The sequence below is a fragment of the Massilia sp. CMS3.1 genome (genome assembly GCF_051262535.1).
GTDB lineage: Bacteria > Pseudomonadota > Gammaproteobacteria > Burkholderiales > Burkholderiaceae_D > Telluria.
In genome coordinates this window covers 41,144-67,452 of the sequence record NZ_JBIMES010000002.1, presented here as the reverse complement: position 1 = coordinate 67,452, position 26,309 = coordinate 41,144, and the positions used below count along the sequence as shown (strand labels likewise).

Below are 26,309 nucleotides of genomic sequence, written 5' to 3'. Positions count from 1 at the left end.
AAAGACAGGCCGACATTATAGTGCAGGCGGCTGTCTCATTGCGCCGTTGCAAAATTGCAACCGAGGCCGCGGCCGCTCCGGCAAGGTAAAATACGGCCATGACATCCCCGACCTTCACCCACCTGCGCGTCCACTCCGAATACTCGATCGTGGACGGCCTGGTCCGCATCGACGACCTGGTCGGCGTTGCCGCCAAGGACAAGCAACCGGCCCTGGCCGTCACCGACCTGGCCAACATGTTTTGCATGGTGCGCTTCTACAAGGCGGCGCGCGGCAAGGGGATCAAGCCGATCATCGGTGTCGACGCCTGGATCACCAACGACGACAACCGCGAGAAGCCGTCGCGCCTCCTGATCCTGGCAAAAAATCACACGGGCTACCTGCAATTGTGCGACCTGCTGTCGCGCGCCTGGCTCACCAACCAGTACAAGGGCCGTGCCGAGCTGCGGGTTGAATGGCTCGAAGCATTGGCCGCATCGAGCTCGACGCTGGAGCCGGACGCCGACCAGGCGAACGGCCTGATCGTGCTGTCGGGCGCCTGTTTCGGCGACGTCGGCCAGGCCATCGACAATGGCGACATCGAGCGCGCCGAACGCAATGCCGCGCGTTGGGCGCGCATCTTCCCGGGCCACTTCTATATCGAGATCCAGCGCGCCGGTGCCAGTAACCAGGAGCAGGCAGTGCGCCATTCGGTGGCGCTGGCCGGGCGCCTCGGGCTGCCGGTGGTGGCGACGCATCCGGTGCAGTTCATCAGCAAGGATGAATTCATCGCCCACGAAGCGCGCACCTGTATCGCCGAAGGCGAGATGCTGGCCAACGCCAAGCGCGTGCGCCGCTTCAACGAAGAGATGTGTTTTAAGACGCAGGCCGAGATGGCGGCGATGTTCGCCGACCTGCCGGGCGCGCTCGCCAATTCGGTCGAAATCGCCAAGCGCTGCAACGTCGTGCTCACGCTCGGCAAACCGCAGCTGCCGGACTTCCCGACGCCCGCAGGCATGACGATCGACGAATTCCTCGTGGCGGAGTCGCAAAAAGGCCTGGTCAAGCGCCTCGAACACCTGTACCCGGACCCGGTCAAGCGCGAGGAAGCGCGCCCGCGTTACGAAGAGCGCCTGAAGTTCGAGACCGATACCATCAACAAGATGAAGTTTCCGGGCTACTTCCTGATCGTGGCCGAATTCATCCAGTGGGCCAAGGACAACGGCGTGCCGGTGGGGCCGGGCCGCGGCTCGGGCGCGGGTTCGCTGGTGGCCTACTGCCTGCTCATTACCGACCTCGATCCGCTGAAGTACAACCTGCTGTTCGAGCGCTTCCTGAATCCTGAACGCGTCTCGATGCCCGACTTCGACATCGACTTTTGCCAGGAAAACCGCGACCGCGTGATCCAGCACGTGAAAGACCTGTACGGCCGCGATGCGGTCTCGCAGATCGCCACCTTCGGCACCATGGCGGCCAAGGGCGCAATCCGCGACGTCGGCCGGGTGCTCGATTTCGGCTACAACTTCTGCGACGGCATCTCGAAACTGATTCCGTTCAAGCCGGGTAAGCCAGTCTCGATCGCCGAAGCGATCGAAGAAGAGCCGCTCCTGAAAGAACGCCTGGAGAACGAGGAAGAGGTCAAGCAGCTGCTCGAGCTCGCCCAGCAGGTCGAGGGCATCACCCGCAACATCGGCATGCACGCGGGCGGCGTGCTGATCGCGCCGGGCAAACTGACCGACTTCTGCCCCTTGTACTCCCAGAGCGGCGACACCGGTGTGGTCTCGCAGTACGACAAGGACGACGTCGAGGCCGTGGGCCTGGTCAAGTTCGACTTCTTGGGTCTGACCACGCTGACGATTCTCGATCGCGCGGTGAACTACATCCGCGCGCTCGATCCCGTGGATGCCGAATTCAATCTCGAAACCCTGCCGCTGAACGACCGGCCGTCCTATAAACTGCTGTCGGATGCGAAAACGGTCGCGATCTTCCAGCTCGAGTCGCGCGGCATGCAGGGCATGCTCAAGGATGCGCGTCCCGACCGCTTCGAGGACATCATCGCGCTGGTCGCCTTGTACCGTCCGGGCCCGATGGACCTGATCCCCGACTTCTGCAAGCGCAAGCACGGCGAGAAGTTCGACTATCCCGATCCGCGCACCGAGTCGATTTTGTCCGAGACCTACGGCATCATGGTCTACCAGGAGCAGGTCATGCAGATGGCGCAGATCGTCGGCGGCTATTCGCTGGGCGGCGCCGACATGCTGCGCCGCGCGATGGGTAAAAAGAAGGCCGAAGAGATGGCCGAGCACCGCGAGATTTTCCGCGCCGGCGCCGCCAAGGATGGCCTGTCGACCGAAAAGGCCGACGAGATCTTCGACCTGATGGAAAAGTTCGCGGGCTACGGTTTTAACAAGTCGCACGCGGCGGCGTATGCGCTGCTGTCGTATCACACGGCCTACCTGAAGGTGCACCACACGGCCGCCTTCATGGCAGCGAACATGTCGCTGGCGATGGAAGACACCGACAAGATCAAGATCCTGGTCGAGGACTCGCTCGATGTCTGCCGTCTCACATTGCTGCCGCCGGATGTGAACGAATCGCAGTTCCGCTTCACACCGGAAGGCGAGCCGAAATCGGTCACGGGCAAGCAGGTCACGAATATCCGCTATGGCCTGGGCGGTGTAAAAGGCTGCGGCCAGGGCGCGATCGAGGCAATCGTCGCCGCGCGCAATGAAGGCGGCAAGTTCAAGGACTTGTTCGACTTCTGCAAGCGGGTCGACCGCAAGCAGATCAACCGCCGCACGATCGAGTCCCTGATCCGCGCCGGCGGGATGGACTGCTTCGGCGTCGACCGCGCCATCCTGCTCGCCTCGGTCGCCTTCGCGATGGAAGTGGCGGGGCAGGAGGCGGCGGCAGCGAACCAGGTCAGCCTGTTCGGCGGCGATGATTCGGATCTGGTCGCGCCGCCGGAATACGTGAAAGCCGTGCCCTGGACCGACCGCCAGAAGCTGTCGGAAGAGAAGACCGCGCTCGGCTATTACCTGTCGGGCCACATGTTCGACATCTATGCCGGGGAAGTGCGGCGCTTCGCACGCACCCGCCTGCAAGACCTGGAACCGTCGCGCGAGCCGCGCATGCTGTGCGGCGTGATCACGGGCGTACGCACCCAGATGACCCAGCGCGGCAAGATCCTGATCGTCGCGCTCGACGACAAGACGGGCGTGGTCGAGGTCACGGTTTACAACGAAGTGTTCGAGGCGAATCGCAACGCGTTCAAGGAAGACGAATTCCTGCTGGTGGTCGGTAAAGTGTCGGAAGACCGCTTCAACGGCGGCCTGCGCATCACGGCGGAAAAGGTGTACGACCTGGCCAGCTCGCGCATCCAGTACGGCCACAAGCTGGAGATGGACCTGGCGTGCACGGTGAGTCCTGCAAAAATCGCCGAAGTGCTGGTGCCGTATAAACACCCGGACGGCCTGCCGGTCAGCCTGCGCATCAAGCCGGCCAATGTCGACTGCATCCTGCAGCTGGGCGACGAGTGGCGGGTGGCGCCGTCGGACGCGCTGAAGTACGCGCTCGAGATGACGCTGGGGGCGAAGGACGTGGCGGTGGAGTATTGAGTCGCTTGACGCGATTCATCCCTGCATGGCCCCTGATCGCAAGATGATGTCGCCCTGCGCCCGGGGTACCTGAGCGAGCAGGGCGCGCGCCACGGCGACGGCCGTGATCGGCCGGTAGTGGACGGGGATGAGCGGGCGCAGTACGCCTGCCAGCAGGGCACCGAAGCGCTCGCCAGGACGCGCCGCTTGCCCGAGCGCGCCGCGGTCGCCGATCAACAGCGATGGCCGTGCGATCACGACGGCCTCGAAGCCCAGTGCTTTCACCGCTTCTTCGAGTTCACCCTTGACCCGGTTGTAGAACACGCGCGAATGCGTGTCGGCGCCCATGGCGCTGACCAGGCCCAGACGCCTGGCGCCGGCCTTGACGCCGGCCCGCGCGAGCGCCAGGTTGGCATCGACATCCACCGCGCGAAACGCCGCCTGGCTACCGGCCACCTTGATCGTGGTCCCGAGTGCCAGATACATCTCGTCGATGTCAGGCAGGGCGGGCAGGGCGGTGAAATCGACGACGTGCACTGTCAGCTTCGGGTGTGCCGTCCGGAGTGGACGCCGCGCCAGCACATGCACCGCACTCACCGTGTCGTCCGCCAGCAGGGTGCGCAGGATCTCTTGCCCCACCAGGCCGGTCGCCCCGGCCAGCAAGGCCCGGCGCGACGTTCGGGTGGAGGAGGGGGCCGGGCTGTGCGTGTTGTCCATGCCCGGTCCAGGCTCAGGCAGCCGGCAGCTTGTCCGTCGCGACGGGCAGCGTGTGGAGGCCGTGCTCGCGCAGGCCGATCGCCGCCTGCGTCGTCCTGTTCGCGATCCGCTCGAGCACGATGTGCTGGTTGCTCGAGGCCTGGTCGCGCTTGGCTTCCTTGTGCCACAGGTGGAACACCTCGGTCGCGTAGGCGCCATCCTTGCGCATCACGCCCGCGTGAAACAGACGCGCGACCGCGTCCGAATCTTCGTAGCCCCAGCCGCGGAAGCTCTCGTCGAATCCGTTGACACGTTCCAGGTCGCTGCGCCAGAAGGCCATGTTGCAGCCCTTGATGCGGCGGAAGCTGAAGCGGTGGCGCCGGCGTCCGGCATCGGGCAGTTTTATCAGCAGCTGGGCGGCCTTGCCCAGGCCACCCTGGAAGCGATAGCGCAGCTTCTCGCCCAGGCTGAGCGACTGCAAGTCGATGCCCTCGCCCAGCACGCGCGCGCTGAAGGCCGGGCTGAGCAGGATACGGCTGCCGGTGACCATGTAACCGGGTTCGGCCAGCTGACGGTGGCGCGCGATGAAGTCGTGCTGCGGCACGCAGTCGCCGTCGAGCGTGACGATGTAGTCGCCGGTCGCGGCCAGGATACCGTTGTTACGCGATTCGGCCAGGCGAAAGCCGTCGTCGGGCTGCCAGACGTGGCGCATCGGTACCGGCGCGCGCGCGCATAACTCCTCCACCAGCGCCCGGGTCGGCTCCCCCGAGCCATCGTCGGCGATGATGATCTCGAAATTGCGGTCGCTCTGCCGGAAACACCCTTCGATACAGGCGCGCAAGGCTTGCGGCCAGTTGTAGGTTGCGATGACGAGGGAAATACGGGTGTTGTTGTTCATGTCTGCGCCGGCCACTCTGGAAGAGCGCCTATTGTGCAGTGCCGCGCCGCGCCGCGCAATGTACATAGAGCGCCCCTGCGAGCAGGAGGAACCAGTAGGCTTCGGTCGGGTCCCACAGCAGGCTGTTGAATAGCGAGGTGACGCCGTAGACCGCCAGCAACAGCGCCAGCGAGTCGGCCGCCATGTCATGGCGTGCGAGCGCGGCGCGGGCCAGCGAGACGAGCAGGGCCAGGTACAGCGCTACCCCCGCCACGCCGAGTTGCACCGCCAGCAGCAGCGGCTCGCTGTGGGGCTGGTTGCGCACGTGCCGCACGTCCTGGATGCCGTGCCAGATGCGCAGCGCCTCGGGCTGGTAGAGGGTCGCATACGAGCCGGTGCCATGGCCGAACAGGGGGCGCTCGGCCACCGCCTGCGCGCCGACCCGCATATAGCTCATGCGCACGCCGTTCGGCGAGGCTTCGATCTTTTGCGTCACTTCCGTCACGAGCGCGTCGGTGCGGGCCTTGAAGTTCGGCGAGACCAGGTAGGCGCCGGTAAACACGAGCGACATCGCGGCAGCGACAAGCGCGGTGCCCAGCACGGTCACGCGGGCGCGCAGCAGGTACAGTGCGAACACACCGACGAGCAGGCCGACATAACCGGTACGGCCGTTACCGATCAGGATGGGCACGGCGAAATAGAAGCCTAAGGCGATGGCGACGACGCGTGCGCGCGTGCTGCGTGCATAGGTCGCGGCCAGGAAGCTGGCGCAGGCCGCGAACGACAACAGGATGCCGATTGTGATGTGGTTGCGGAACACAAACGGGTCGCTGGCGTCGCCGACGCGCCACCAGCCAAGGCTCGATGTCGGCATCGCATGGAGCACCGTCAGGTACACCGAGGTGGCCAGCACCGCGCAGCCGGCCAGCGACCAGCGCAGCGCGCGTGCGGACAGCGCGGGCGCGCGCCAGCACAGGCACAAGGCCAGCGGCAGCACCAGCAGCTTGGCGTACTTGCGTATCGCATTCTGCAGGTCTTCCTCGGGGGCGATCGACCAGGTACTGCCGAGCAGGATCATTCCCAGCAGCGCCAGCGCCAGCAATGCCGGCGGCGAACGCAGCGGACGCGCGAGCGCGGGCGTCGTCGCCAGCGCCAGGACGAAGGCGATCAGCGTCAGCCCGACGAACACGTTCGTCAGCGCGGTCGAGAAGGGCACGCTGAAGACCGCCAGCAGCAATAACTGGCGGGCCGACCGTTCGATCAGGCCGGCAGGGTCGGTAGGTTCGATGGGGGGAGTGCCGAGGGGCGGAAACCAGGACTGCATCTTTTTCCTTGTAGAAACGAACGACGGCCATGCTTCGATGCGTCCGCCGTTAAAATCCCGTGCATTGTACCTTAGGCAATTAGCCGATCCTTGGCCGATCCGGGCGAACCCACGCCGTCGCGCCCGAGGCCGAGTATGCGAAAATGGCGAGTTGACCGTCCTTCAAGGGCGGGCTGGATACCTGCGGCGCCGCACGGCGCGGCGCCACCGCGAGAAGAGCAAATTGGATAACAGTGTCATCGTCAAGCGCCTGTGGGCGTTCATCAAACCTTATCGATCGCGCGCCTTCATGGCGCTGCTGGCGATGGCGCTCACGGCCGCGACCCAGCCGCTGCTGGGCAAGGCCTTGCAGCTGTTGCTGGACAAGGGTTTCAAGAACAAGGTCGAATTTTCCTTGTGGCTGATCCCGGGCGTCCTGATCTCGATCTTCGTCCTGCGCGGGATCGGCACCTTTGCCACCGCTTACCTGAACAACTGGGTCATCAGCCGGGTGCTGAACGACTTGCGCGCGAAGCTGTTCGACCGCTTGCTGCGCCTGCCGGTGGCGCGCTTCCATGAAGAGTCGACCGGCAAGATCATCAACACCGTGATCGGCGACGTGCGCCAGGTGGTCGACATGATCAACTCCGTGTTCATTGCCTTTGTGCGCGACACGCTGGTGGTGATCGGCCTGCTCGGCACGCTGCTCTACCTGAACTGGCGCTTGACGCTGGTGGCCATCGTGGTGATGCCGCTGACCGCCGTCATCGTGCGCACCACGACCAAGCGCCTGCGCCACCTGCACCGCGAAAACCAGCGCGTGACCGCCGAAATGACCCAGGTGGTCGAGGAAGCGGCGCGTGGGCACCAGGTGATCCGCGTATTCTCGGGCGAACGCTACGAGCGCCAGCGTTTCGATACGCGCAGCGAGGCACTGCGCGGCTTTTCCCAGCGCAGCACGGTGGCCTTTGCCGCCACCGCGCCGGTGACCCAGATCGCCACCTCGATGACCCTGTCGCTGGTGATCGTGCTGGCGATCCGCGCGAACATGACGGTCGGCGAATTCACCCAGTTCGTGACCATGATGCTGATGCTGCTCACGCCTTTGAAGTCGCTGGCTGAAGTAAACGGCCCGATGCAGCGCGGGATCGCCGCCGCCGAAACCGTGTTCGAGATGATCGACTCGCCAGTCGAGCAAGACACTGGCACGCGCGAACTGGTCAAGGCCACCGGCCACCTGCGCTTCGAGAACGTGCTGTTCCGCTATCCGAACACGCCAAATGCGGCGCTGCAAGACGTCACGCTCGATATCCAGCCGGGCCAGACGGTGGCGCTGGTCGGCATCTCGGGCGGCGGCAAGTCGACCTTCGTCAACCTGATCACCCGCTTCTACGACCCCGAAGGGGGGCGCATCCTGCTCGACGGCGTGCCTTACACCGAGCTGAGCCTGGTCAGCCTGCGCGCGCAGCTGGCGATGGTGAGCCAGAACGTGGTGCTGTTCGACGACACGCTGGCGGCGAACATCGCCTATGGCGTGGAGCGCATCGACTACGAGCGCCTGGCCGCGGCCGTCAAGGCGGCGCACCTGACGGACGTGGTAGCGCGCCTGCCGGACGGCGTCGAATCGATGATCGGCGAGAACGGCATGCGCCTCTCGGGCGGCCAGCGCCAGCGCGTGGCGATTGCACGGGCGATCTACAAGGATGCGCCGATTCTGATCCTCGACGAAGCGACGTCCGCCCTCGACAACGAATCCGAACGCGCCGTGCAGGCCGCGCTCGACACCCTGATGGCGGGCCGCACCACGATCGTCATCGCGCACCGCCTGTCGACCATCGAGCGCGCCGACCGCATCGTGGTGATGGAGCAGGGCCGCATCGTCGAGCAGGGCACGCACGATGTGCTGCTCGCGCAAGGCGGCATGTACGCCAACCTGTACCGGCTGCAGTTCGCGGCCACGGCGGTCGAAAAATGACCGGGCGCACCCTCGTCATTTCGCCGAACTGGATCGGCGACGCGGTGATGGCGCAGCCGCTGCTGCAGCGCTTGAAATCACAGCATCCGCAGCGCCCGATCGATGTGCTGGCGCCGCCCTCGGTGGCGCCGGTATGGCGCGCGGCGCTTGAGGTCGACACCGTTCTCGAAACCCCGTTCCGGCACAAGGCGCTGCAGCTGCGCGAGCGCTGGAAGTATGCGCAAGTGCTGCGTGCGCGCGGCTACGTCGATGCCTACGTCCTGCCGAATACCCTGAAATATGCGCTGATTCCCTGGCTGGCCGGCATACCGCGCCGGGTCGGCTACAAGGGCGAGATGCGCTATGGCCTGGTCAACGTGATGCATCACGACGATGCGCCGCCGCGCCCGATGGTGCCCTTCTATGCGGCGCTGGCGCTGGCGCCGAATGCGGCTCTGGTGCCGGCGCCGCGCCCGCGCCTGCAGGTGCCGCCCGAGCGCATCGCCGCCGCCTGCGCCCGGCTTGGCGTGGAGGGCGACAGGCCGCTGGTCGTGTTCGCGCCCGGCGCCGAGTTCGGCCAGGCCAAGCGCTGGCCGCCGCGTCACTTTGGCGCGCTGGCACAGGCCATCGTCGCGCAGCATGGCGGCGCGCACATCGCGCTGCTTGGCTCGCCGAAGGACCGCGACACCTGCGACGAGGTGCTGGCATGTGCCGGCGCGGCGGCGTCTTCGATGCTCAATCTTGCGGGCCGCACGCAGCTTGACGAAGCGATCGCCCTGATCGCCCGCGCCAGCGCGGTGGTGGCCAACGATTCTGGGCTGCTGCACATTGCCTCGAGCCTGAACCGGCCGGTGATTGCGCTGTACGGCCCGACCGACCCCGATCACGCGCCGCCATTTTCCGACATCGCGCGGGCGCTGTCGCTGCGCATCGAATGCTCGCCCTGCCGCCAGCGCGAATGCCCGCTCGGGCATCACGATTGCATGGAGAAGATGGACGCGCCGATGGTGTGGAAAGAGTTGGGGCCGATGCTGGCCAAGTAGGACGGTCGGGTGTTTTTGGGCACGAAAAAACCGCGTGGGCTCAAGAGCCCACGCGGTACGGCGGCAGATCAGCCGAACAAACAATCAGCGCCCGTAATGCGCCGCTTCCCCCACCATCTCGCCATCGTCGACCGCGTGTTCCTCCAGTGCTTTGAGATAACGCGCCAGCGCGTCCTCGAGCGAAGGCAACAGCATGCCGCGTTCGCTGCCCAGCGCCGAGTAATGCGGACGCACCGCCACATAGCCCAGTTCCGCCGCCGGACGCTCTTCCAAAGCGCGCGGATCGACGCCGGCCACCTCGCAGGCCTTGCGCGCCAGCTCGGCCCAGGTCACGGCTTCCCCGTTCGATAGATGCCAGACGCCGCGCTCGCGGTCGATCAGGAGATCGAGGCTGACGTTGACCAGGTCCGGCACATAGGTCGGCGTCACCACCAGGTCGTTCGAGGCCGTGAACGGCTGGCCGGTTTTCAAGGCAGCCAGCGCTTGCGTGACGAAGTTGTGCTTGTCCCACGGGCCGAAGAAGGAGCTGCTGCGAATGACGAGTGCCTGCGGATCGGCTTCCAGCACGCGGCGCTCCGAATCGGCCTTGCTACGGCCGTACACGCCCAGCGGCGCGACCGTGTCGGATTCGACATACGGCGTGTCCTTGCCGCCGTCGAACACCAGGTCGCTCGAGAAGGTCATGAAGCGCAGCGCGTGGCGGATGCAGGCCAGGGCCAGCACCGTCGGGCCATGCGTGTTCCCGTTCATGCAGCCTTCGACATCGATTTCGGCCTCGTCGACCCGCACATAGCCGCCGGCATTGATGATCGCCCACGGTTTGAAGCGTTGAATCGCCGCTTCGACCGAAGCCGGGTCGGTGATGTCCATCTCCTGGCGCGTCAGCACATGGTGCGCCAGGTTGCGCTTTTCGCAGATGCGGGCAAAGGCCGAACCGAGGGTGCCGGTGGCGCCCGTGATCAGGATCGGCTGCACATGGTGCGACTTGAACTGGCTGCGCACCGCGATGTCGGCCACCGCCGTACGCGTGGCCACCGGTTTGCACAGGAAGCGGCCCGGCCGGCGCCACCAGCCCTCGCCTTGCAGCACGGGATTCGACAGCGGACGGCCGCTGGCCAGTTCGCGCATCAGGTTCGCCACTGCCGTCGGACGCGGTGTCGGCCCGCGCACGTCGAACGGACCCGGCTCGTAATAGCCGCGGCATTCGGTGACCAGGCAATTCCAGTCGTAGGAGCCAAGCAGTGACCAGACCGTGACGGCGCGAATATCGGCGCCGCCGGCTTTGGTCTTTTGCGCGGCATTCCAGATCTCGAGCAGCCAGCGCAGCTGGTCTTCGCGGTTGGCGTCGATGTGGGCTTCGGTGACCGCGATCGGCAGGCCGTAGCGGTCCCAGGTTTCCTGCAGCAGCGGCCCGATGCCGGGCGTCGGCGTGGCCAGGGCGCGCGGGGTCTCGATGTCGGCATGCACGCAACCGTCGTAGTCGTGGACGCGGTCCTTCGGATAGCGTTCGGTACGGTGGTCGAGCCAGCGCTCGCTGGTGGCGTAATAATTGACGCCGATGATATCGGGCGTGCAGGTGTTCTCGCGGAACCAGAGCAGTTCCTCGGGCGTGGCGCCCGATTCCAGCAGGTAGGTCCACAGCTTGTGCTCGGGGTCGACCTTCCCGCACAGGACGTCCCAGGCCAGCCAGCGCCGTTCGTTGAAGAAATTCGCCAGCGATGCCATTTCGGGCGTGCCATAGGTCTTCGACAGGTCGTCGGTCTGTACCAGTTGCGCATCCGGATTGACGGCGCGGATCGCGCGCATCGACAGCACGGTCGCCTGGCACTGATTGAGCAGGGCGCGCACGAAGATCGTGTGGCTCCTGCCGTGCGGGTACCAGACGCCGGCCAGACCGGAGAAGCGCGCTGTCGTCAAGGGTTCGTTGACAGGCGTGTAGTACGCGACCCACGGGTAGCGCCGGGCTACCGCGCCGGCGTACTCGGCGAGCTTTTCCGGGAAGGCCGGGTCGACCAGGCTGGTATGTTCAGGGCCGCTGCCATGGTGGATCAGGCCGACGATGGGCGTCACGCCCAGGCGCTGCAGCGCCGGCAGGCGTGCGTCCGACCAGGACCAGTCGGCCTGTTCGATGCCGTTTGGCGCCGTGCGTTCCCATAGCACCGGATAGCGGATTGCCTTGATGCCGAGCGAAGCGAAGCGCTCGATATCCTCCACGCGCTCGGCGTGGCCATTGCGGTCCATTTGACTAAAATAACTGTCACCTACACGGTTCACCGTGCATTCGAGTCCACCCCAAAGCGCCAGCTCGGGTGCGGTAACTGGCTGGATCTTGTTGTCGATTTTCATGAGACATACCCGCTATTTATGAGACAGGCCCTAGCCTAACGGCCCGGCGCGGCCTGTTATGTGAATCGGCTAACATATAGGGGACATTTCGGACTAGTCCTACTTTTTGTCTTCTTATCCATTTCCTCTGCTAAATATCTGCTATCTTCAGCGAAATCGCGCACTTCTGTTTGCTTTGGTCGGGCAGAATTACCGCATTGTTGCCTTTTCGGCAATTCCTTCAAATGACTTCGTGGAGCAGTGTATGTATATGGTGTATTGGACAATAATTGAGGAAACGGATGACCGTCCGCACGCGCAGGGTTTCGGCACCGAGGAAATGGTGAAGGCGATGGGCTTCATGGAAGACTTGCGGCGCCGCCAGCGCGGCGGCGAGGGAATCCGCTTCATCACGATGTGTTCCGAACACCCGGAGTCAGTTGGGCATCCGGGGGTGGATGTGACGGGGGCGGATTACGACTGGAAGAAGCGGCGGCGGTGAAGCAGGGCGTGCCTTCATTTCATGCCTTTGCGACTTGCCGCTGGATGGGACGGTTCCCAGAGCATCGGGTCTCCCAGTTTCGATCCGAAAACATCGCGACCGATACCCACGTCGATGAGGAATCGATAGGGCGGTTCACGCTTCCAGCAGCCTTCGGTGCACTTAATCCGAAAGACCATACCGTACAGATTGGGAACGCGTAGGCTCGTCTCCTGGGCGTAGCCCGGCTCGAACATCCGGGCATACAGCCGCTTCTTGCCCTCAACCGTCAGGTCGAACCAGGTGCTGTCGTTGTCGGCCCATGGTTCCCAGCCGCCAGTCTTGAACTGGGTTTGCAAGTGTTCAAGGATGGCGACGGACTCGTCGAAGGGCAGCGTGTCGAGCATGGGCGAGGTTGCCAACGTGGAGGCGACGTTCCGCTGATAACTCAGTGCCGCAAACTTTGTCAGCGGCAAGGTGAACCCATGTTCGGAATCGTTGAGGCGAATGATGACTGCCGGCTCCGTCACCCAGGTCCCTCCCCAGCCGGTCTCGGGGTCGGGGACGTTTGACTTCTCCAGGACCGGGAAGGTTGAATCCTTGACTACCCCCTCGAAGGTTTGGCCAGGCCGAAACGATAGAATGGTTGGCTCAGGTGTTCGCAAGCTCCCCCAAACAACTACTAAGACGCAGCCCGCCAAGATGGCAAGGAGAAAGTGTCGGTCTCTCATTTGATACCTCCTCCGGCGGCAATCGCACGGATCGATTCCTCCACGCGAGGCCGCTCGGGACTGTTGAGGAGCTGGTTGAATTGTCTTGCGGCCTGGTTCACGAATAGCATGCGCTCTGCAGCCAACCAAAGCTTCGCGCCCTTGTCCCGGGAGAACCAGGAGGTGAAGCCAGTCTTGGCTTGGCACTGGGCCGACAGAGTCAGCTGTATCTCCTCATAGGCACCCGATGGAAATCTAGTCGCCCACGCGTACTGGTTCATGGCAAGCAACTTGCGCAGCACTTCGTCGTCATACATGATCTTTTGAAGAATGTTCACCTGCTCATGCTGAGCCAGCTTTTCAACGCTGTCAGCCAAGTTCCCTTGCTCGATCAGGTCAAACGCGTCACGAATCTCTACAAAAGGTGTTCCAAACCGTAGCTTGTTCCTGTTAACCGCCCAGTGCACCGAGTGTTTCTCGCTATGTCTCTTGTCCAGATAAGCACTGAACTCCTTCCACCCCCGCTCCATAAAAAACCTGTGCAGCGGATAAATATCCAAAAACAGATGCGCATTCCCGAAACCCAGCTTCTTGACCATGTAGGCCGCGCCGGCCTCGGTAGCCGCCTGCATGCCAACTGCCGCCTCGAACCCCGGCATGGCGCTTGCAATCGACCGCTGCAAGAATTCCCGTTGGCTCCGGTTCTTTTCGATCGTCTCCGCCGAGTGCAGCAAGCCGCACCCCACCTGCTTCGACGCAAAAGCCGCCAGCCCCGCCCACTGGAAACGGTGATCGGCCAGCCATAACTTCGCGTACGCCGCATTGATACGCTTGTTGCGTTCCCGATCGTTGCCTTCGAGACTGCCGTTCACCATGAGGATATGTTCGGCCTCCGCCTGGAAAGTGCCCCACAGGTGTTCGGGCGTGAGGATGGGAACGCCGATGGCTTTTTCCACGGTCGCAGCCGGGCCGACGCAGTGGTGCAGCTTGCATTCCCGAATCGGTGTGATGTTCCGGTTGACCGGGATGCCGTGGTATTTGTGCTTCGCGAACCAGGGATTCGGCGCTCCGGGTACATAAGGGGCCAGCATCGGGCGCTCCTCAGGTGACGGCGTCGTCCACCTGCCAGCGCACGGCGCCGGTCCGCTGCGCGGCGGCGAGCGGCTCGGTTCGCCCCTTGTCGTCGAGCATGTCTTCGAGCGGCCCGTCCGGCAGGTCGAGCCGGTAGGCACCGGTTCCCAATGGTTCGAGCGTGTCCGGATCGAGCAGCACGAGGGGAAGCCGGTCGGCCTCCTGGGCATCCATCGCGGCCGCGTTGGCGAGCGCTGCCGTCTCGGCTGCGGCGGCCACTTTGCCGGCATACCATTCGCTGTCGACCGACTGGCACATGACGTTTTGCGCCGCGACCAGGCGTGGCGGCGGACTGCATGTGCAGACGCACAGGTCGTCGTGCAGGGCGAGCAGGCGGCCGTCGACCGTCTCGTCCAGGCGCGGCCCGTCGGGCACAATGACGCCTTCCGCAAAGCAGGCGGGGCACCAGCAGGTGTCGCCGGCCAGCGCCACCGGCACTCCGTTGATCGTCCTGAAGCGGCTGCCCGACGTAACCTTGCCGCCGGCCGTGGTCGGCGCGCCGAGCGTGATGAAATATCTGTCGATCATGGTGTCCCCGTCAGTCCTGCCCGTTCAGGCAAAGACTCCAATCTAGCGACGGACGAGGCTGCTCAGTTGAGGAAGCGCAGCAGTGGCATGACGAACGTGAAGGGATAACGCCTGCGCCCCGCACAGCGAGGATGCGCGGAAACGACACTTGCGCTGCGCGCGGCTTACGCCCGCGACTAAAACGCGTCCGCGATCGAGACCAATTCCCCCGTGCCGGTGGCGTCGTAGCCGGGCAGGGCGGCCACCAGGCGGTGGTAGGACGGGTCGCGCATCAGGGTCAGCAGCTGCTGCATGGGCGGCTCGTCGACGGCATCGATGCGCAACGCGAAATAATAATCTTCGCGCACCAGCGGCAGGAAATCGAGTTTGAACTGGGCGGCCGCGGCGCGCATGCCGATGCCGGCGTCGGCCATGCCGCTGGCGATGTAGGCGGCCACCGCCGAATGGGTGAACTCGGCGCTGTTGTAGCCGTTGATCGATTCCAGCGGCGGGCCGTCCGCTGCCAGCATCATCTCGAGCAGCATGTGCGTGCCGGAGCCGGCCTGGCGGTTCACGAAGCGCACTTCCGGACGCGCCAGGTCGGCCAGGCCGCACAGGCCGAGCGGGTTGCCGCGCGCCGTGATCAGGCCCTGCTGGCGGCCGGCCACGCGGACCAGGCAATGCTGGTTCGGATCGAGCCAGCGCAGGTACCAGGCAACGGTTGCCGCCTCGAAGCGGCCAAGCGGAATGTGAAATCCTGCCAAGTCGCACTCGCGCCGCGCCAGCGCCGCCACGGCATCGGTACTGGTGCGGTAGCGCAGGTCGAGCGGCATGGTGTCGCGGTCGATGCGGTTGATCAGCGCCGCCACGGCGAAGCCATGGCTGGCGTCCATGCGCAGGGTGCGGATCTTGTTGACGGCCATGCGCCCGAGTTCGCCTTCCAGTTCCGAGGCCAGGCTGTGCAGCGTCGGCGACAGGCGTGCGGCAATCCGGCGGTCGGCCCAGACCAGCTTCTGGGCCAGCGGCGTGAGCGTCGTGCCGCGTCCGCGTCCGGTCTGCAGCAGTTGTTCCTCGAACAGGGTTTCGGCCGCGCGCAGCAGGCCCCACGCATAGCGGTAAGACAGGCCGACGCTTTTCGCGGCCTGGGCGATCGAGCCTGTATCCTGGATCGACAACAGCAGTCCAAGCAGGTCAGCCGTGTCGAGCGGCTTCTCTCCCTTGACGCTGATTTCCCAGTGTGGGCGAATGTGAACTTTGAGCATATGCTTAAAATAGCCTATTTCTATGCAAAAAACATCATGATACCCTCCGAAGGCAATAAAAAATGCCTGATAGATATGCTGTAAAAAGCATATTCAGAAACTAAAATACCGGAGGGGACACATGGGTTTGTTTGATTTTCTCAGTAAGGAGCGCACGATCGCGGGGCCGGGCTTCAACCGCTGGCTGGTACCGCCCGCTGCGCTCGCAATTCACCTATGCATCGGCATGGCCTATGGCTTCTCGGTGTTTTGGCTGCCGCTGTCGAAGGCAATCGGTATCACGGAATCGCTGGCCTGCTCCGCCGACATGGGCTTCATGGCCCAGATCTTCTCGACCAGCTGCGACTGGAAAATCTCGATGCTGGGCTGGATGTATACGCTCTTCTTCGTCTTCCTGGGCCTGGCCGCCTGGCTGTTCGGCGGCTGGCTCGAACACGCCGGTCCGCGCAAGGCCGGTATCGTCTCGGCGGTGTGCTGGTGCGGCGGCCTGGTGATTTCGGCCTTCGGCATCTACACCCACCAGATCTGGCTGATGTGGCTCGGTTCCGGCGTCATCGGCGGTATCGGACTGGGCCTGGGTTATATCTCGCCAGTCTCGACCCTGATCAAATGGTTCCCGGACCGCCGCGGCATGGCGACCGGCATGGCCATCATGGGCTTCGGCGGCGGCGCCGTGATCGGCGCCCCGCTGGCCGACAAGCTGATGAAGCACTTCGCCACCGCCAACTCGGTCGGCGTCTGGGAAACTTTCCTGGTCCTGGCCGCGATCTACTTCGTCTTCATGGTCGCCGGTGCGCTGACCTACCGCGTCCCTGCCACCGGCTGGAAGCCGGAAGGCTGGACCCCGCCTGCCAAGTCGGCCAACACGATGATCACCGCGAAGCACGTGCACGCCAGCCGTGTCTGGGGCATTCCCCAGTTCTGGCTGATCTGGGGCGTGCTGTTCCTGAACGTCTCGGCTGGTATCGGCATCCTGGGCATGGCCTCGCCACTGCTGCAGGAAATGTTCGGTGGCCGTCTGATCGGCGTCGACCTCGGCATTAACGACCTCGATGCGGCCCAGAAAGGCCAGATCGCTGCGATTGCTGCCGGCTTCACCGGTCTGTTGTCGCTGTTTAACATCGGCGGGCGCTTCGTGTGGGCATCGTGCTCCGACTACATCGGCCGCAAGGCAACCTACTTCATTTTCCTGATCCTCGGGTTTATTCTGTATGTATCGATCCCGTCGCTGGCAGCAGCCGGCCAGCTGGCCCTGTTCGTCGCCTGCGCCTGCGTCATCCTGTCGATGTATGGCGGCGGCTTCGCCACCGTGCCTGCTTACCTGGCCGACCTGTTCGGTACGCAAATGGTCGGCGCGATCCACGGCCGCCTGCTGACGGCCTGGGCTGTCGCCGGTGTCGCCGGTCCGCTCCTGATCAACTACATTCGCGAGTACCAGATCGCCAATGGCGTGCCGAAGGCGCAAGCGTATGACGTGACGATGTACGTGCTGGCCGGCCTGGTGCTGCTGGGCGTGCTGCTCAACACGATGATCCGTCCGCTTGCCGACAAGCACTTCATGACCGACGCCGAACTGGCGGCCGAGAAGAAGCTGGCGCATGAACGCGACATCAGCACCATGACCGGCACCCGCGCCGGCGGCAGCAACGGCGGCGTCGCCACCAGCCCGATGTTGACCGCTTTCGCCTGGCTGGCGGTCGGCATCCCGCTGATGTTCGGCATCTGGGTGACGCTGCAGAAGGCGTCGGCGCTGTTCAAGTAATCGCTGTTCGCAGTTCGTACCGCGTGGGCACGAGTGCCCACGCGGTACATCCGTTAAAACACCGCACCGCATCAACAAACCAACGTAACACAGAATACCGGGACACCAATCATGAACCATCCCATCATCCCGATCGCCATCGCCGGCGCGACCCGCCAGCGCAAACGCGAAGCCCCGAAGGGCCGCCGCGTCGATCCGCAGGCACTCGCCGACGTCCAGGCCTTGCTCGGCAGCGAATCGCGCCAGCGCGACCTGCTGATCGAACACCTGCACAAGATCCAGGACCACTTCGGTTGCCTGTCGAGCCTGCACATGGCCGCACTGGCCCAGGAAATGCGCATGGCGCAGACCGAGGTCTACGAGGTCGCCACCTTCTACCACCACTTCGACGTGGTGAAAGAGGGACAAGCCGCCCCGGCCGCGCTCACCGTGCGCGTCTGCGCCGGCCTGTCGTGCGAGATGGCGGGCGCGCGCGACTTGCTGGACAAGCTGCCGGCGCTGCTCGGGCGCGAGGTACGTGTGCTGGAAGCGCCGTGCATCGGCCGCTGCGAGCAGGCGCCGGCCGCGGTGGTGGGACAGCATGCCATTCCGAACGCCACCGTCGAGACGGTCGTGGCCAAGGCCAGCGCCGGTGAAACGACGGACGCGGTCACCGACCACGTCGGCTTCATGGACTACCGCGAAAAAGGCGGCTACGCGCTGCTGCGCGCCTGCGTCGCCGGCGAACATGACGTCGAGCGGGTCATTGGCACGCTCGAGGCCTCCGGCCTGCGCGGCCTGGGCGGCGCAGGCTTCCCGATGGGCCGCAAGTGGCGCATCGTGCGCAATGAAGCGGGCCCGCGCCTGATGGCGATTAACATCGACGAAGGCGAACCCGGCACGTTCAAAGACCGCGTATATCTCGAGCGCGATCCGCACCGCTTCCTGGAAGGCGCCCTGATCGCCGCCTGGGCGGTCGGCATCGAAGCCATCTATATCTACCTGCGCGACGAATACCACGGCTGCCGCGCCATGCTGGAGGCCGAGCTGGAGAAGTTGCGGCTCGACCCGCCGGTGCAGGGCATGCCACCAATTCACCTGCGCCGCGGCGCGGGCGCCTATATCTGCGGCGAAGAGTCGGCCATGATCGAATCGATCGAGGGCAAACGCGGCATGCCGCGCCTGCGTCCGCCGTACGTGGCGCAAGTGGGCCTGTTCGGCCGCCCGACGCTGGAACACAATTTCGAATCCTTGCACTGGGTACGCGAGATCCTCGAACGCGGCGGCGACTGGTTCGCCAGCTTCGGGCGCAACGGCCGCCGCGGCCTGCGCTCGTTCTCGGTCTCGGGCCGCGTGAAGCAGCCGGGCGTGAAGGTGGCCCCGGCCGGCATCACGATCACGGAACTCATCGAGGAGTTCTGCGGCGGCATGCAGGATGGCCACAGTTTTTACGCCTACCTGCCGGGCGGCGCTTCGGGTGGCATCCTGCCCGCATCGATGGGCGACATTCCGCTCGACTTCGACACGCTGCAGCCGTATGGCTGCTTCATCGGCTCGGCCGCTGTGGTGGTCTTGTCGGACCATGACAGCGCCACCGCCGCCGCGAGGAATACCCTGGCCTTCTTCAAGGACGAGTCTTGCGGGCAGTGCACGCCCTGCCGCAACGGCACCGCCAAGGCGCTCGACATCATTCGCAAGCCCGTATGGGATGTGCCGCTGCTCGGCGAACTGTCGCAAGTCATGCGCGACGCGTCGATCTGCGGTCTCGGCCAGGCCGCACCGAATCCCTTCGACTGCGTCATCAAATACTTCCCGCACGAGCTAGCTCGGTAAGCTCAGTTAAGGTAAAACCGCCATGAACGCAATGACTCCCACCGTCGCCTTTGAACTCAACGGCCGCCAGGTAGCGGCGCTGCCGCACGAGACCATCATCGAAGTCGCAGCCCGCGAGGGCATCGAGATCCCGCGCCTGTGCTACAAGGAAGGCTATGAAGCCGTCGGCAACTGCCGCTCCTGCATGGTCGAGATCGACGGCGAGCGCGTGCTCGCCCCATCCTGCTGCCGCCATCCGAGCCAGGGCATGAAGATCAGCACCGACAGCCCGCGCGCGATCGCGTCGCAAAAGATGGTGCTCGAACTGCTGCTGTCGGACATGCCGGAAGCAGAATACACGCGCAAGAACGAAGTCGATGTCTGGGCCGAAAAGCTCGGGCTCGGCCTGTCGCGCTTCCCGCGCACGCGCGCCCAGCCGCAGCGTGACGACACCCATGCCGCGATCACCGTCAATCTCGACGCCTGCATCCAGTGCACGCGCTGCGTGCGCGCCTGCCGCGACGAGCAGGTCAACGATGTCATCGGTCTCGCCTTCCGCGGAGAGAATGCGAAAATCGTGTTCGACCAGGACGACCCGATGGGCGCCTCCACTTGCGTGGCGTGCGGCGAATGCGTGCAAGCCTGCCCGACCGGCGCCCTGATGCCGGCGCGCGACGTGGCGTTGAACGTCCCGGACAAGCAGGTCGATTCGGTCTGCCCGTACTGCGGCGTCGGCTGCCAGCTGACCTACAACATCAAGGACAACAAGATCCTGTACGTGGAAGGGCGCGACGGTCCGGCCAACCTGGGACGCCTGTGCGTCAAGGGCCGCTACGGCTTCGATTACGCGCACCACCCGCACCGCCTCACGAAACCGCTGATCCGCCGCGAAGGCATGCCGAAAACCGGCGACTTCGTCATGGATCCGGACCGCGTGCTGGAAGTATTCCGCGAAGCGACCTGGGAAGAAGCGCTGGCGCTGGCCGGCGGCAAGCTCGCGCAGATTCGCGACACCCATGGCGGCAATGCGCTGGCCGGCTTCGGCTCGGCCAAGGGCAGCAACGAAGAGGCGTATCTGTTCCAGAAGCTGGTGCGCACCGGCTTCGGCACGAATAACGTCGACCATTGCACCCGTTTGTGCCACGCCTCGTCGGTGTCGGCCCTGCTGGAAGGCATCGGCTCGGGCGCCGTCTCGAACCCGGTGATGGACGTCACGCGCGCCGAAGTCATCGTCATCATCGGCGCCAATCCGACCGTGAACCACCCGGTGGCCGCCACCTGGATCAAGAACGCCGTGCGTACCGGCGCCAAGCTGGTCGTGCTCGACCCGCGCCGCTCCGAGCTGGCGCGCCACGCGCACCGCTACCTGCAGTTCAAGCCGGACACCGACGTCGCGCTGCTCAACGCGATGATGCACGTGATCGTCACCGAAAAACTGGTCGACGCCGACTTCATCGCCTCGCGCACGATCGGCTACGAACAGCTGGAAGCGAACGTCGCCGAGTACAGCCCGGACGCGATGGCGCCGATCTGCGGCATCGACGCCGAAACCATCCGCTACGTGGCACGCCTGTACGCGACCTCGAAAGGCTCGATGATCCTGTGGGGCATGGGCGTCTCGCAGCACATCCACGGCACGGATAACGCGCGCTGCCTGATCGCGCTCGCGCTGATGACGGGCCAGATCGGCCGTCCCGGCACGGGTTTGCATCCGCTGCGCGGCCAGAACAACGTGCAGGGCGCGTCGGACGCCGGCCTGATCCCGATGATGCTGCCGGATTACCAGCGCGTCGACAATCCGGTGGCGCGTGCGAAATTCGAGGCCGCCTGGGGCGCCACGCTCGACCCGACACCGGGACTGACGGTCGTCGAGATCATGGGCGCGATCGATGCAGGCCAGATCCGCGGCATGTACATCATGGGCGAAAACCCGGCCATGTCCGATCCGGACGCGAACCACGCGCGCGCCTCGCTGGCCGCGCTCGAACACCTGGTGGTGCAGGACATCTTCCTGACCGAGACGGCGTATCTTGCCGACGTGATCCTGCCGGCCTCCGCTTTCCCGGAAAAGACCGGCACGTTCACCAACACCGACCGCCTGGTCCAGCTGGGCCGCCAGGCGATCGACCCGCCGGGTGACGCGAAGCAGGACCTGTGGATCATCCAGCAGATGGCGAACCGTCTCGGCCTGCCGTGGAACTACGGTCACGTGTCGGACGTGTTCGACGAGATGCGCCGCACGATGGCGAGCATCGGCGGCATTACCTGGGAACGCCTGGAACAGAACGGCGCCGTGGTCTACCCGTGCATGAACGAGGGCGACGTCGGCCAGCCGGTCGTGTTCACCGAGCTGTTCCCACGCGAAGGGGGCAGGGCGCGTTTTGTTCCGGCCGATATCATCCCGGCCGACGAGCGGCCCGATGCCGAGTACCCGTTGGTGCTGATCACGGGCCGCCAGCTCGAGCACTGGCACACCGGCAGCATGACCCGGCGCGCCACGGTGCTCGACGCGATCGAGCCCGATCCGGTGGCGCTGGTGCACCCGCTCGATCTGGAACGCATGGGCATCACGCCGGGCGCGCCGATCACGATCGCGTCCCGTCGCGGTGAGGTCGTGCTGTATGCGCGTGCCGACGACAGCTCGCCGGTGGGCGCGATCTTCGTCCCGTTCTGCTACTACGAAGCGGCGATCAACAGACTGACTAACGCCGCGCTCGACCCGTTCGGGAAGATCCCGGAGTTCAAGTATTGTGCGATCAAGGTGACGGCGGGCGGGGAGGTCGCACACCAGAGCAGCTACGGTGGCGGCCAAATCCTGGCCGGTATGGCACAATTGGCAAGATGAACCGTCCCGACCATCCACGCTACCGCCCACAACTCTCCGATGCGCACGCCCACCTCACGCACGAGGTAAGTTCGCTCGACGAACGGGGTCGCGCCTCGACCATCTCGATTCCGGCCGAAAGGCCGCTGACGGTGTATGTCGACAAGCGCGAGCTGGTCACCCTGATGACGCTTGGCGGCGCGCCGGAAGCCCTCACTTTGGGTTACCTGCGCAACCAGCGCCTGGTGCGTTCGATCGAGGACGTGGTGTCGGTGCAGGTCGACTGGGCCGTCGATGCGGTGGCGGTCGTCACCCGCAGCGGCATCGCCGATGTGGAAGAGCGCACGGCGAAGAAGGTCGTCACCACCGGTTGTGGTCAGGGGTCAGTATTTGGCGGATTAATGGATGAGGTCGAGACTATTTCGCTGAGTGATACTGCGAAACTGTCCCAGTCGGTCGTCTACCGCATCGTCGACACCATCCGCACCCAGCAATCGATTTATAAACAGGCAGGCTCGGTGCACGGCTGCGCGCTGTTTTCGAACACGGGCGAGCTGCTGTATTTCGTCGAAGACGTGGGCCGCCACAACGCGGTCGATGCGATCGCCGGCCTGATGTGGCTGGAGGGGATCGATGGCGCCGACAAGGTCTTCTATACCACCGGCCGGTTGACGTCCGAAATGGTCATCAAGGGCGCCCAGATGGGTATTCCCTTCCTGCTGTCGCGCTCCGGCACCACGCAGATGGGGCACATGGTGGCCGGTAAGGTCGGCATGTCGCTGCTGGCGCGCTGCAGCGGCAAGCACTTCCTGCTGCTGGCCGGGCAGGAGCGGCTCGTGTTCGAGCCCGAACTGCTCGACCTGCCGCACCTTCCCCGGACCGCCTGACAGGCGGGAGCGCATGTCCCTGTTCGACGCCACGGCGCACGCCTTCGCGCTGCTGTTTTCCGGTGATGCGGCGCTCTGGCGCATCATCTGGGTGTCGCTCAAAACCAGCATCATCGGCCTGCTGCTGGCCACGCCACCCGCGGTGCTGCTCGGTTACGCGATCGCCATGCACCGTTTTCCGGGTCGCCGCATCGCGATCTGGCTGGCGCAGTGCGCCTTATCCTTGCCGACCGTCCTCATAGGCTTGTTGCTCTACCTGCTGCTGTCGCGCCGCGGCCCGCTCGGCTCCCTCGAATGGCTGTTTTCGCAGTCGGGCATCATCGCCGGGCAGTTCGTGGTCGGCTTGCCGGTGCTGCTGGCGTTCACACTGGCGGCGGTGCAGGGGCTCGACGCGCGCTATGCCGAGACCGCACGGGCGCTCGGCGCCTCGCGCTGGCGCGTGATGACCACCGTGCTGCATGAAGCGCGCTACGGCGTGATGGCGGCCGTGATCAGCGGTTTCGGACGCGTGATCTCGGAAGTCGGCTGCGCCCTGATGGTGGGCGGGAACATCGAAGGCGAGACGCGCACCATCACCACCGCCATCGCGCTGGAAACGAGCAAGGGCGAGTTCGCGCAGGGGATCGCGCTGGGCATCGTGCTGGTCGCCCTGGCGCTGTTGATGAACGGCGCCCTGATGCTGTTGCAGGGCGAAGCGCATACGGCGGGAGGGCGCGTTTGAGCCCCTTGCTGACGGTACGCGGTTTGAAGAAGCGCCACGGCGAACGCCTGCTGTTCGATATCGAGGCCTTGACCCTGGATTCTGCCAGCGCCTATGTGCTGACCGGCGCGAACGGCGTGGGAAAAAGCACGCTGCTGCGCGTGCTGGCCGGCCTGGATACGGCCCAGGTCGAAGACCTCAGCTTCGAGGGCAAATCCGTGTCCCTCCACCCTTATCCGCAGCTGCTGCGCCGCGCCATCGTCTACGTGCACCAGCATCCGATCATGTTTTCGACCAGCGTCGCGCAGAATATCGGCTATGGATTGGCGGCGCGCGGCGAACCGAAGGCGCGCGTGGCGCAGTTGGTCGCGCAGGCGATGGACTGGGCCGGCGTGGACTATTTACGCGATACGGACCCGACCCGTTTGTCGGGTGGCGAGAAGCAGCGCGTGGCACTGGCGCGGGCCCGCGTGCTGCAACCGCGCCTGCTGCTGCTGGACGAACCCACCGCCAACCTCGACGGCGCCGCGCGCGAACAGGTGATCGCCCTGATTCCGACGCTCGTGCAAGAGGGCAGTACGGTGGTCATGGCCTGCCACGACCGCGACCTGATTGGATTGCCCGGCGTGCGGCGCCTGAAGCTGCGCGACGGGCATCTCGAAGTCCGGGCCGGTAAAATTGAAGCACAAGGAGAACCTGATGAAACGCCGTAATCTACTCGCCGTGCTGCTGTGCGCGACGCTCGCCTCGCCGCTGGCGTTGGCCCAGAACGCGATCCGCCTGTCGACCACGACCAGCACCGAAAACTCCGGCCTGCTGGCGGTCCTGCTGCCGGCCTTCGAAGCGAAGACCGGCATCAAGGTCAATGTCATCTCGGTCGGCACCGGCAAGGCGCTGGAACTGGGCAAGAATGGCGACGTCGACGTGACCCTGGTGCATGCGCGCCCGCTGGAAGACAAGTTCGTGCTTGACGGCTGGGGCATCGAGCGGCGCGACGTGATGTACAACGACTTCATCGTTGTCGGCCCGGAGCGTGACCCGGCCGGCATCAAGGGAAACAAGGACGTGCTCGCCGCCTTCGGGAAGATCGCCGCCAGCGGGACCCGCTTCATTTCGCGCGGCGACAACTCGGGCACCGACCTGATGGAGAAGGGCTACTGGCAGGCGGCGGGAACCAGGCCGGCAGGCACGAATTATGTGTCGGCAGGCCTGGGCATGGGCGAAGTGCTGAACATGGCCGCCGAAATGCGCGCCTACACGCTGACCGACCGCGCCACTTATGGTGCCTACAAGGCGAAGACGGGCCTGGCGATCCTGGTCGAAGGCGACAAACGCATGTTCAATCCGTACGGGATCATTGCCGTCAACCCGGCGAAACACCCGGGCGTCAACTACAAGGGCGCCAAACAATTGATCGAGTGGATCACCTCGCCGGAGGGCCAGGCGCGCATTGCCGCTTTTAAACCAGCCGGGGAGCAGCTGTTTTTCCCGAGCGGGTCACGCTGACCGGGTCACGCTGATCACGTAAAAAAAGCGGCCCAGGCCGCTTTTTTCGATCCGGTGCTGCTTATTTCAACAGGGCTTTACGCTTGCGCACCGTCGCGCCGGCGGCGAGCAGGGCGATGCCGAACAGGGCGAACGAACCCGGTTCCGGTACTTGCGCGCCTTCGGCCAGCTTGAACTGGCCATTCGAACCGATGAAGAAATACTGGCCCGGACGGTTGCGGTAGGTGCCGCCAGTGCAGCCCGGCCCCTTGAAACTGGCGAACTGGCAAGCCACTTCGTTGACCAGATTGCCGGTTGGGCTGCCGATTGTATTCGCATTCGTAAACGCAAACGACAGGATCGACTCGGTCGACAGGTCCTTGCCGGCGCCGTCGAAGAAGTAGCCGGCGTCGAGCATGCCGGGCGCCGCCTGGGCGAAGACGCTGACCTGGCCATTGCGGGTCGGGACGCCGCTTTCATCGACCAGGCCACCACCGCCGAGCACGCTGAACTCGGCGATCATGTTGCCCAGGTTGGCGCCGTAGAGGCCGTTCGTGCCGCCGTACTGACCGCCGTTCGGGTTCTGGTACATGCGCACCGTGCCCTTGCTGAAAGCGAAGCTGCCGCCGAAATTGCCGGTGCCGGTTGCTTCGAAGGTCGCGGTGATATTCCCGCCCTGGTAGTTCAGGGGGAACAGCTTGCCCTTGCTGTCGGCCTGCACGATGTTAAAGACTGCGGTTTCCGTGATGTCGAAGGAAGTGCCGCCGGTTGCGGTCAGCTGGATGAACGCATTACCGTTGATGTCCAGGTATTCATTGACGACTTGACCCTTTGCAAAGCCGCCACCGTTTGGATTGAACACCCAATTGTTGAGGACCGGACTCGCGATTGCGGTACCGGTCGTGCCCACAGCAATTGCTGCGGCGCACATAAGTTTCGTAAGGGAATTCATGGTTAATCTTTCGACAAATAGTCGTCAGGGTGGGTGAACTTTTG

At 64.7% G+C, this 26,309-nt stretch carries 20 protein-coding genes; 11 read left to right on the top strand and 9 right to left on the bottom strand.

What is annotated here, in order from left to right; genetic code table 11:
- Nucleotides 1-98 precede the first annotated feature (98 nt).
- Nucleotides 99-3,596 (top strand): DNA polymerase III subunit alpha, encoded by a 3,498-nt coding sequence (dnaE, locus tag ACHAC9_RS03965; protein ID WP_435757369.1) that lies wholly within the window; start codon nt 99-101, stop codon nt 3,594-3,596.
- Between the two features lie 15 nt (nt 3,597-3,611).
- On the opposite strand, the gene ACHAC9_RS03960 is transcribed toward dnaE, so the two are convergent.
- The 3 genes from ACHAC9_RS03960 to ACHAC9_RS03950 form a co-directional block, all read right to left on the bottom strand.
- On the bottom strand, nt 3,612-4,238 hold the full coding sequence (locus ACHAC9_RS03960; RefSeq protein WP_435757367.1) for an NAD(P)H-binding protein: 627 nt from the start codon (nt 4,236-4,238) through the stop codon (nt 3,612-3,614).
- 67 nt (nt 4,239-4,305) lie between these two features.
- Nucleotides 4,306-5,169, bottom strand: a complete 864-nt coding sequence (locus tag ACHAC9_RS03955) for a glycosyltransferase family 2 protein (protein WP_435757365.1) — start codon at nt 5,167-5,169, stop codon at nt 4,306-4,308.
- A gap of 28 nt (nt 5,170-5,197) precedes the next feature.
- A complete protein-coding gene (locus ACHAC9_RS03950) occupies nt 5,198-6,472 on the bottom strand; it encodes an O-antigen ligase family protein (protein ID WP_435757363.1) in 1,275 nt (424 codons plus the stop codon).
- Between the two features lie 223 nt (nt 6,473-6,695).
- Here ACHAC9_RS03950 and msbA point away from each other — a divergent pair, with 223 nt between their 5' ends.
- The gene (gene msbA, locus ACHAC9_RS03945) at nt 6,696-8,426 is read left to right on the top strand and encodes a lipid A export permease/ATP-binding protein MsbA (protein WP_435757361.1); all 1,731 of its coding nucleotides are present in this window, start codon (nt 6,696-6,698) and stop codon (nt 8,424-8,426) included.
- Nucleotides 8,423-9,448, top strand: coding sequence for a lipopolysaccharide heptosyltransferase II (waaF, locus tag ACHAC9_RS03940; protein WP_435757359.1), 1,026 nt, complete (start codon nt 8,423-8,425; stop codon nt 9,446-9,448). Before msbA ends, waaF begins: the two co-directional genes overlap by 4 nt.
- An 84-nt stretch (nt 9,449-9,532) precedes the next feature.
- Here the strand turns inward: waaF and ACHAC9_RS03935 are convergent, their stop codons facing one another.
- Nucleotides 9,533-11,794 carry a family 1 glycosylhydrolase gene (locus ACHAC9_RS03935; RefSeq protein WP_435757357.1) on the bottom strand — a complete coding sequence of 754 codons (2,262 nt, stop codon included), beginning with the start codon at nt 11,792-11,794 and terminating at the stop codon, nt 9,533-9,535.
- A 106-nt stretch (nt 11,795-11,900) separates the two neighbouring features.
- On the opposite strand from ACHAC9_RS03935, the gene ACHAC9_RS03930 reads away from it, so the two are divergent.
- Complete coding sequence (locus ACHAC9_RS03930) at nt 11,901-12,275, top strand: hypothetical protein (protein WP_435757355.1); 375 nt, start codon at nt 11,901-11,903, stop codon at nt 12,273-12,275.
- A 14-nt stretch (nt 12,276-12,289) separates the two neighbouring features.
- Here the strand turns inward: ACHAC9_RS03930 and ACHAC9_RS03925 are convergent, their stop codons facing one another.
- The 4 genes from ACHAC9_RS03925 to ACHAC9_RS03910 all read right to left on the bottom strand — a co-directional run bounded on the left by ACHAC9_RS03925 (nt 12,290) and on the right by ACHAC9_RS03910 (nt 15,864).
- Nucleotides 12,290-12,985, bottom strand: coding sequence for a hypothetical protein (locus ACHAC9_RS03925; RefSeq protein ID WP_435757353.1), 696 nt, complete (start codon nt 12,983-12,985; stop codon nt 12,290-12,292).
- Entirely contained in the window at nt 12,982-14,055 is a 1,074-nt protein-coding gene (locus tag ACHAC9_RS03920) for a DUF2515 family protein (RefSeq protein WP_435757351.1), read from the bottom strand. The genes ACHAC9_RS03925 and ACHAC9_RS03920 overlap by 4 nt, the downstream gene beginning before the upstream one ends.
- 10 nt (nt 14,056-14,065) lie before the next feature.
- On the bottom strand, nt 14,066-14,623 hold the full coding sequence (locus ACHAC9_RS03915) for a PAAR domain-containing protein (protein WP_435757349.1): 558 nt from the start codon (nt 14,621-14,623) through the stop codon (nt 14,066-14,068).
- A gap of 176 nt (nt 14,624-14,799) precedes the next feature.
- Nucleotides 14,800-15,864 carry a substrate-binding domain-containing protein gene (locus ACHAC9_RS03910; protein ID WP_435757347.1) on the bottom strand — a complete coding sequence of 355 codons (1,065 nt, stop codon included), beginning with the start codon at nt 15,862-15,864 and terminating at the stop codon, nt 14,800-14,802.
- A 121-nt stretch (nt 15,865-15,985) separates the two neighbouring features.
- On the opposite strand from ACHAC9_RS03910, the gene ACHAC9_RS03905 reads away from it, so the two are divergent.
- The 7 genes from ACHAC9_RS03905 (at nt 15,986) to ACHAC9_RS03875 (ending at nt 25,334) form a co-directional block, all read left to right on the top strand.
- Nucleotides 15,986-17,626: an OFA family MFS transporter gene (locus ACHAC9_RS03905; protein ID WP_435757345.1), complete on the top strand. Its 1,641-nt coding sequence runs from the start codon at nt 15,986-15,988 to the stop codon at nt 17,624-17,626.
- 111 nt (nt 17,627-17,737) lie between these two features.
- Nucleotides 17,738-19,438 (top strand): NAD(P)H-dependent oxidoreductase subunit E, encoded by a 1,701-nt coding sequence (locus tag ACHAC9_RS03900; protein WP_435757343.1) that lies wholly within the window; start codon nt 17,738-17,740, stop codon nt 19,436-19,438.
- Nucleotides 19,439-19,460: 22 nt separating this feature from the next.
- Entirely contained in the window at nt 19,461-22,262 is a 2,802-nt protein-coding gene (gene fdhF / locus ACHAC9_RS03895; RefSeq protein WP_435757341.1) for a formate dehydrogenase subunit alpha, read from the top strand.
- The gene (locus tag ACHAC9_RS03890) at nt 22,259-23,128 is read left to right on the top strand and encodes a formate dehydrogenase accessory sulfurtransferase FdhD (RefSeq protein WP_435757339.1); all 870 of its coding nucleotides are present in this window, start codon (nt 22,259-22,261) and stop codon (nt 23,126-23,128) included. The genes fdhF and ACHAC9_RS03890 overlap by 4 nt, the downstream gene beginning before the upstream one ends.
- A 13-nt stretch (nt 23,129-23,141) precedes the next feature.
- Nucleotides 23,142-23,849 (top strand): ABC transporter permease, encoded by a 708-nt coding sequence (locus tag ACHAC9_RS03885; protein ID WP_435757337.1) that lies wholly within the window; start codon nt 23,142-23,144, stop codon nt 23,847-23,849.
- Nucleotides 23,846-24,541: an ABC transporter ATP-binding protein gene (locus ACHAC9_RS03880; protein WP_435757335.1), complete on the top strand. Its 696-nt coding sequence runs from the start codon at nt 23,846-23,848 to the stop codon at nt 24,539-24,541. Before ACHAC9_RS03885 ends, ACHAC9_RS03880 begins: the two co-directional genes overlap by 4 nt.
- Nucleotides 24,528-25,334 (top strand): extracellular solute-binding protein, encoded by an 807-nt coding sequence (locus tag ACHAC9_RS03875; RefSeq protein WP_435757333.1) that lies wholly within the window; start codon nt 24,528-24,530, stop codon nt 25,332-25,334. Before ACHAC9_RS03880 ends, ACHAC9_RS03875 begins: the two co-directional genes overlap by 14 nt.
- Before the next feature lie 61 nt (nt 25,335-25,395).
- Here ACHAC9_RS03875 and pepA read toward each other — a convergent pair whose 3' ends face one another.
- Nucleotides 25,396-26,265: a flocculation-associated PEP-CTERM protein PepA gene (gene pepA / locus ACHAC9_RS03870; protein ID WP_435757331.1), complete on the bottom strand. Its 870-nt coding sequence runs from the start codon at nt 26,263-26,265 to the stop codon at nt 25,396-25,398.
- Between the last annotated feature and the right edge of the window lie 44 nt (nt 26,266-26,309).

Coding starts and splice junctions, on each gene's coding strand:
- fdhF (WP_435757341.1), top strand. CDS start 19,461: ATGAACGCAATGACTCCCACCGTCGCCTTTGAACTCAACGGCCGCCAG.
- ACHAC9_RS03905 (WP_435757345.1), top strand. CDS start 15,986: ATGGGTTTGTTTGATTTTCTCAGTAAGGAGCGCACGATCGCGGGGCCG.
- waaF (WP_435757359.1), top strand. CDS start 8,423: ATGACCGGGCGCACCCTCGTCATTTCGCCGAACTGGATCGGCGACGCG.
- ACHAC9_RS03935 (WP_435757357.1), bottom strand. CDS start 11,794: ATGAAAATCGACAACAAGATCCAGCCAGTTACCGCACCCGAGCTGGCG.
- ACHAC9_RS03920 (WP_435757351.1), bottom strand. CDS start 14,055: ATGCTGGCCCCTTATGTACCCGGAGCGCCGAATCCCTGGTTCGCGAAG.
- dnaE (WP_435757369.1), top strand. CDS start 99: ATGACATCCCCGACCTTCACCCACCTGCGCGTCCACTCCGAATACTCG.
- ACHAC9_RS03915 (WP_435757349.1), bottom strand. CDS start 14,623: ATGATCGACAGATATTTCATCACGCTCGGCGCGCCGACCACGGCCGGC.
- ACHAC9_RS03885 (WP_435757337.1), top strand. CDS start 23,142: ATGTCCCTGTTCGACGCCACGGCGCACGCCTTCGCGCTGCTGTTTTCC.
- ACHAC9_RS03875 (WP_435757333.1), top strand. CDS start 24,528: ATGAAACGCCGTAATCTACTCGCCGTGCTGCTGTGCGCGACGCTCGCC.
- ACHAC9_RS03900 (WP_435757343.1), top strand. CDS start 17,738: ATGAACCATCCCATCATCCCGATCGCCATCGCCGGCGCGACCCGCCAG.
- ACHAC9_RS03890 (WP_435757339.1), top strand. CDS start 22,259: ATGAACCGTCCCGACCATCCACGCTACCGCCCACAACTCTCCGATGCG.
- ACHAC9_RS03910 (WP_435757347.1), bottom strand. CDS start 15,864: ATGCTCAAAGTTCACATTCGCCCACACTGGGAAATCAGCGTCAAGGGA.
- ACHAC9_RS03950 (WP_435757363.1), bottom strand. CDS start 6,472: ATGCAGTCCTGGTTTCCGCCCCTCGGCACTCCCCCCATCGAACCTACC.
- ACHAC9_RS03925 (WP_435757353.1), bottom strand. CDS start 12,985: ATGAGAGACCGACACTTTCTCCTTGCCATCTTGGCGGGCTGCGTCTTA.
- ACHAC9_RS03955 (WP_435757365.1), bottom strand. CDS start 5,169: ATGAACAACAACACCCGTATTTCCCTCGTCATCGCAACCTACAACTGG.
- pepA (WP_435757331.1), bottom strand. CDS start 26,265: ATGAATTCCCTTACGAAACTTATGTGCGCCGCAGCAATTGCTGTGGGC.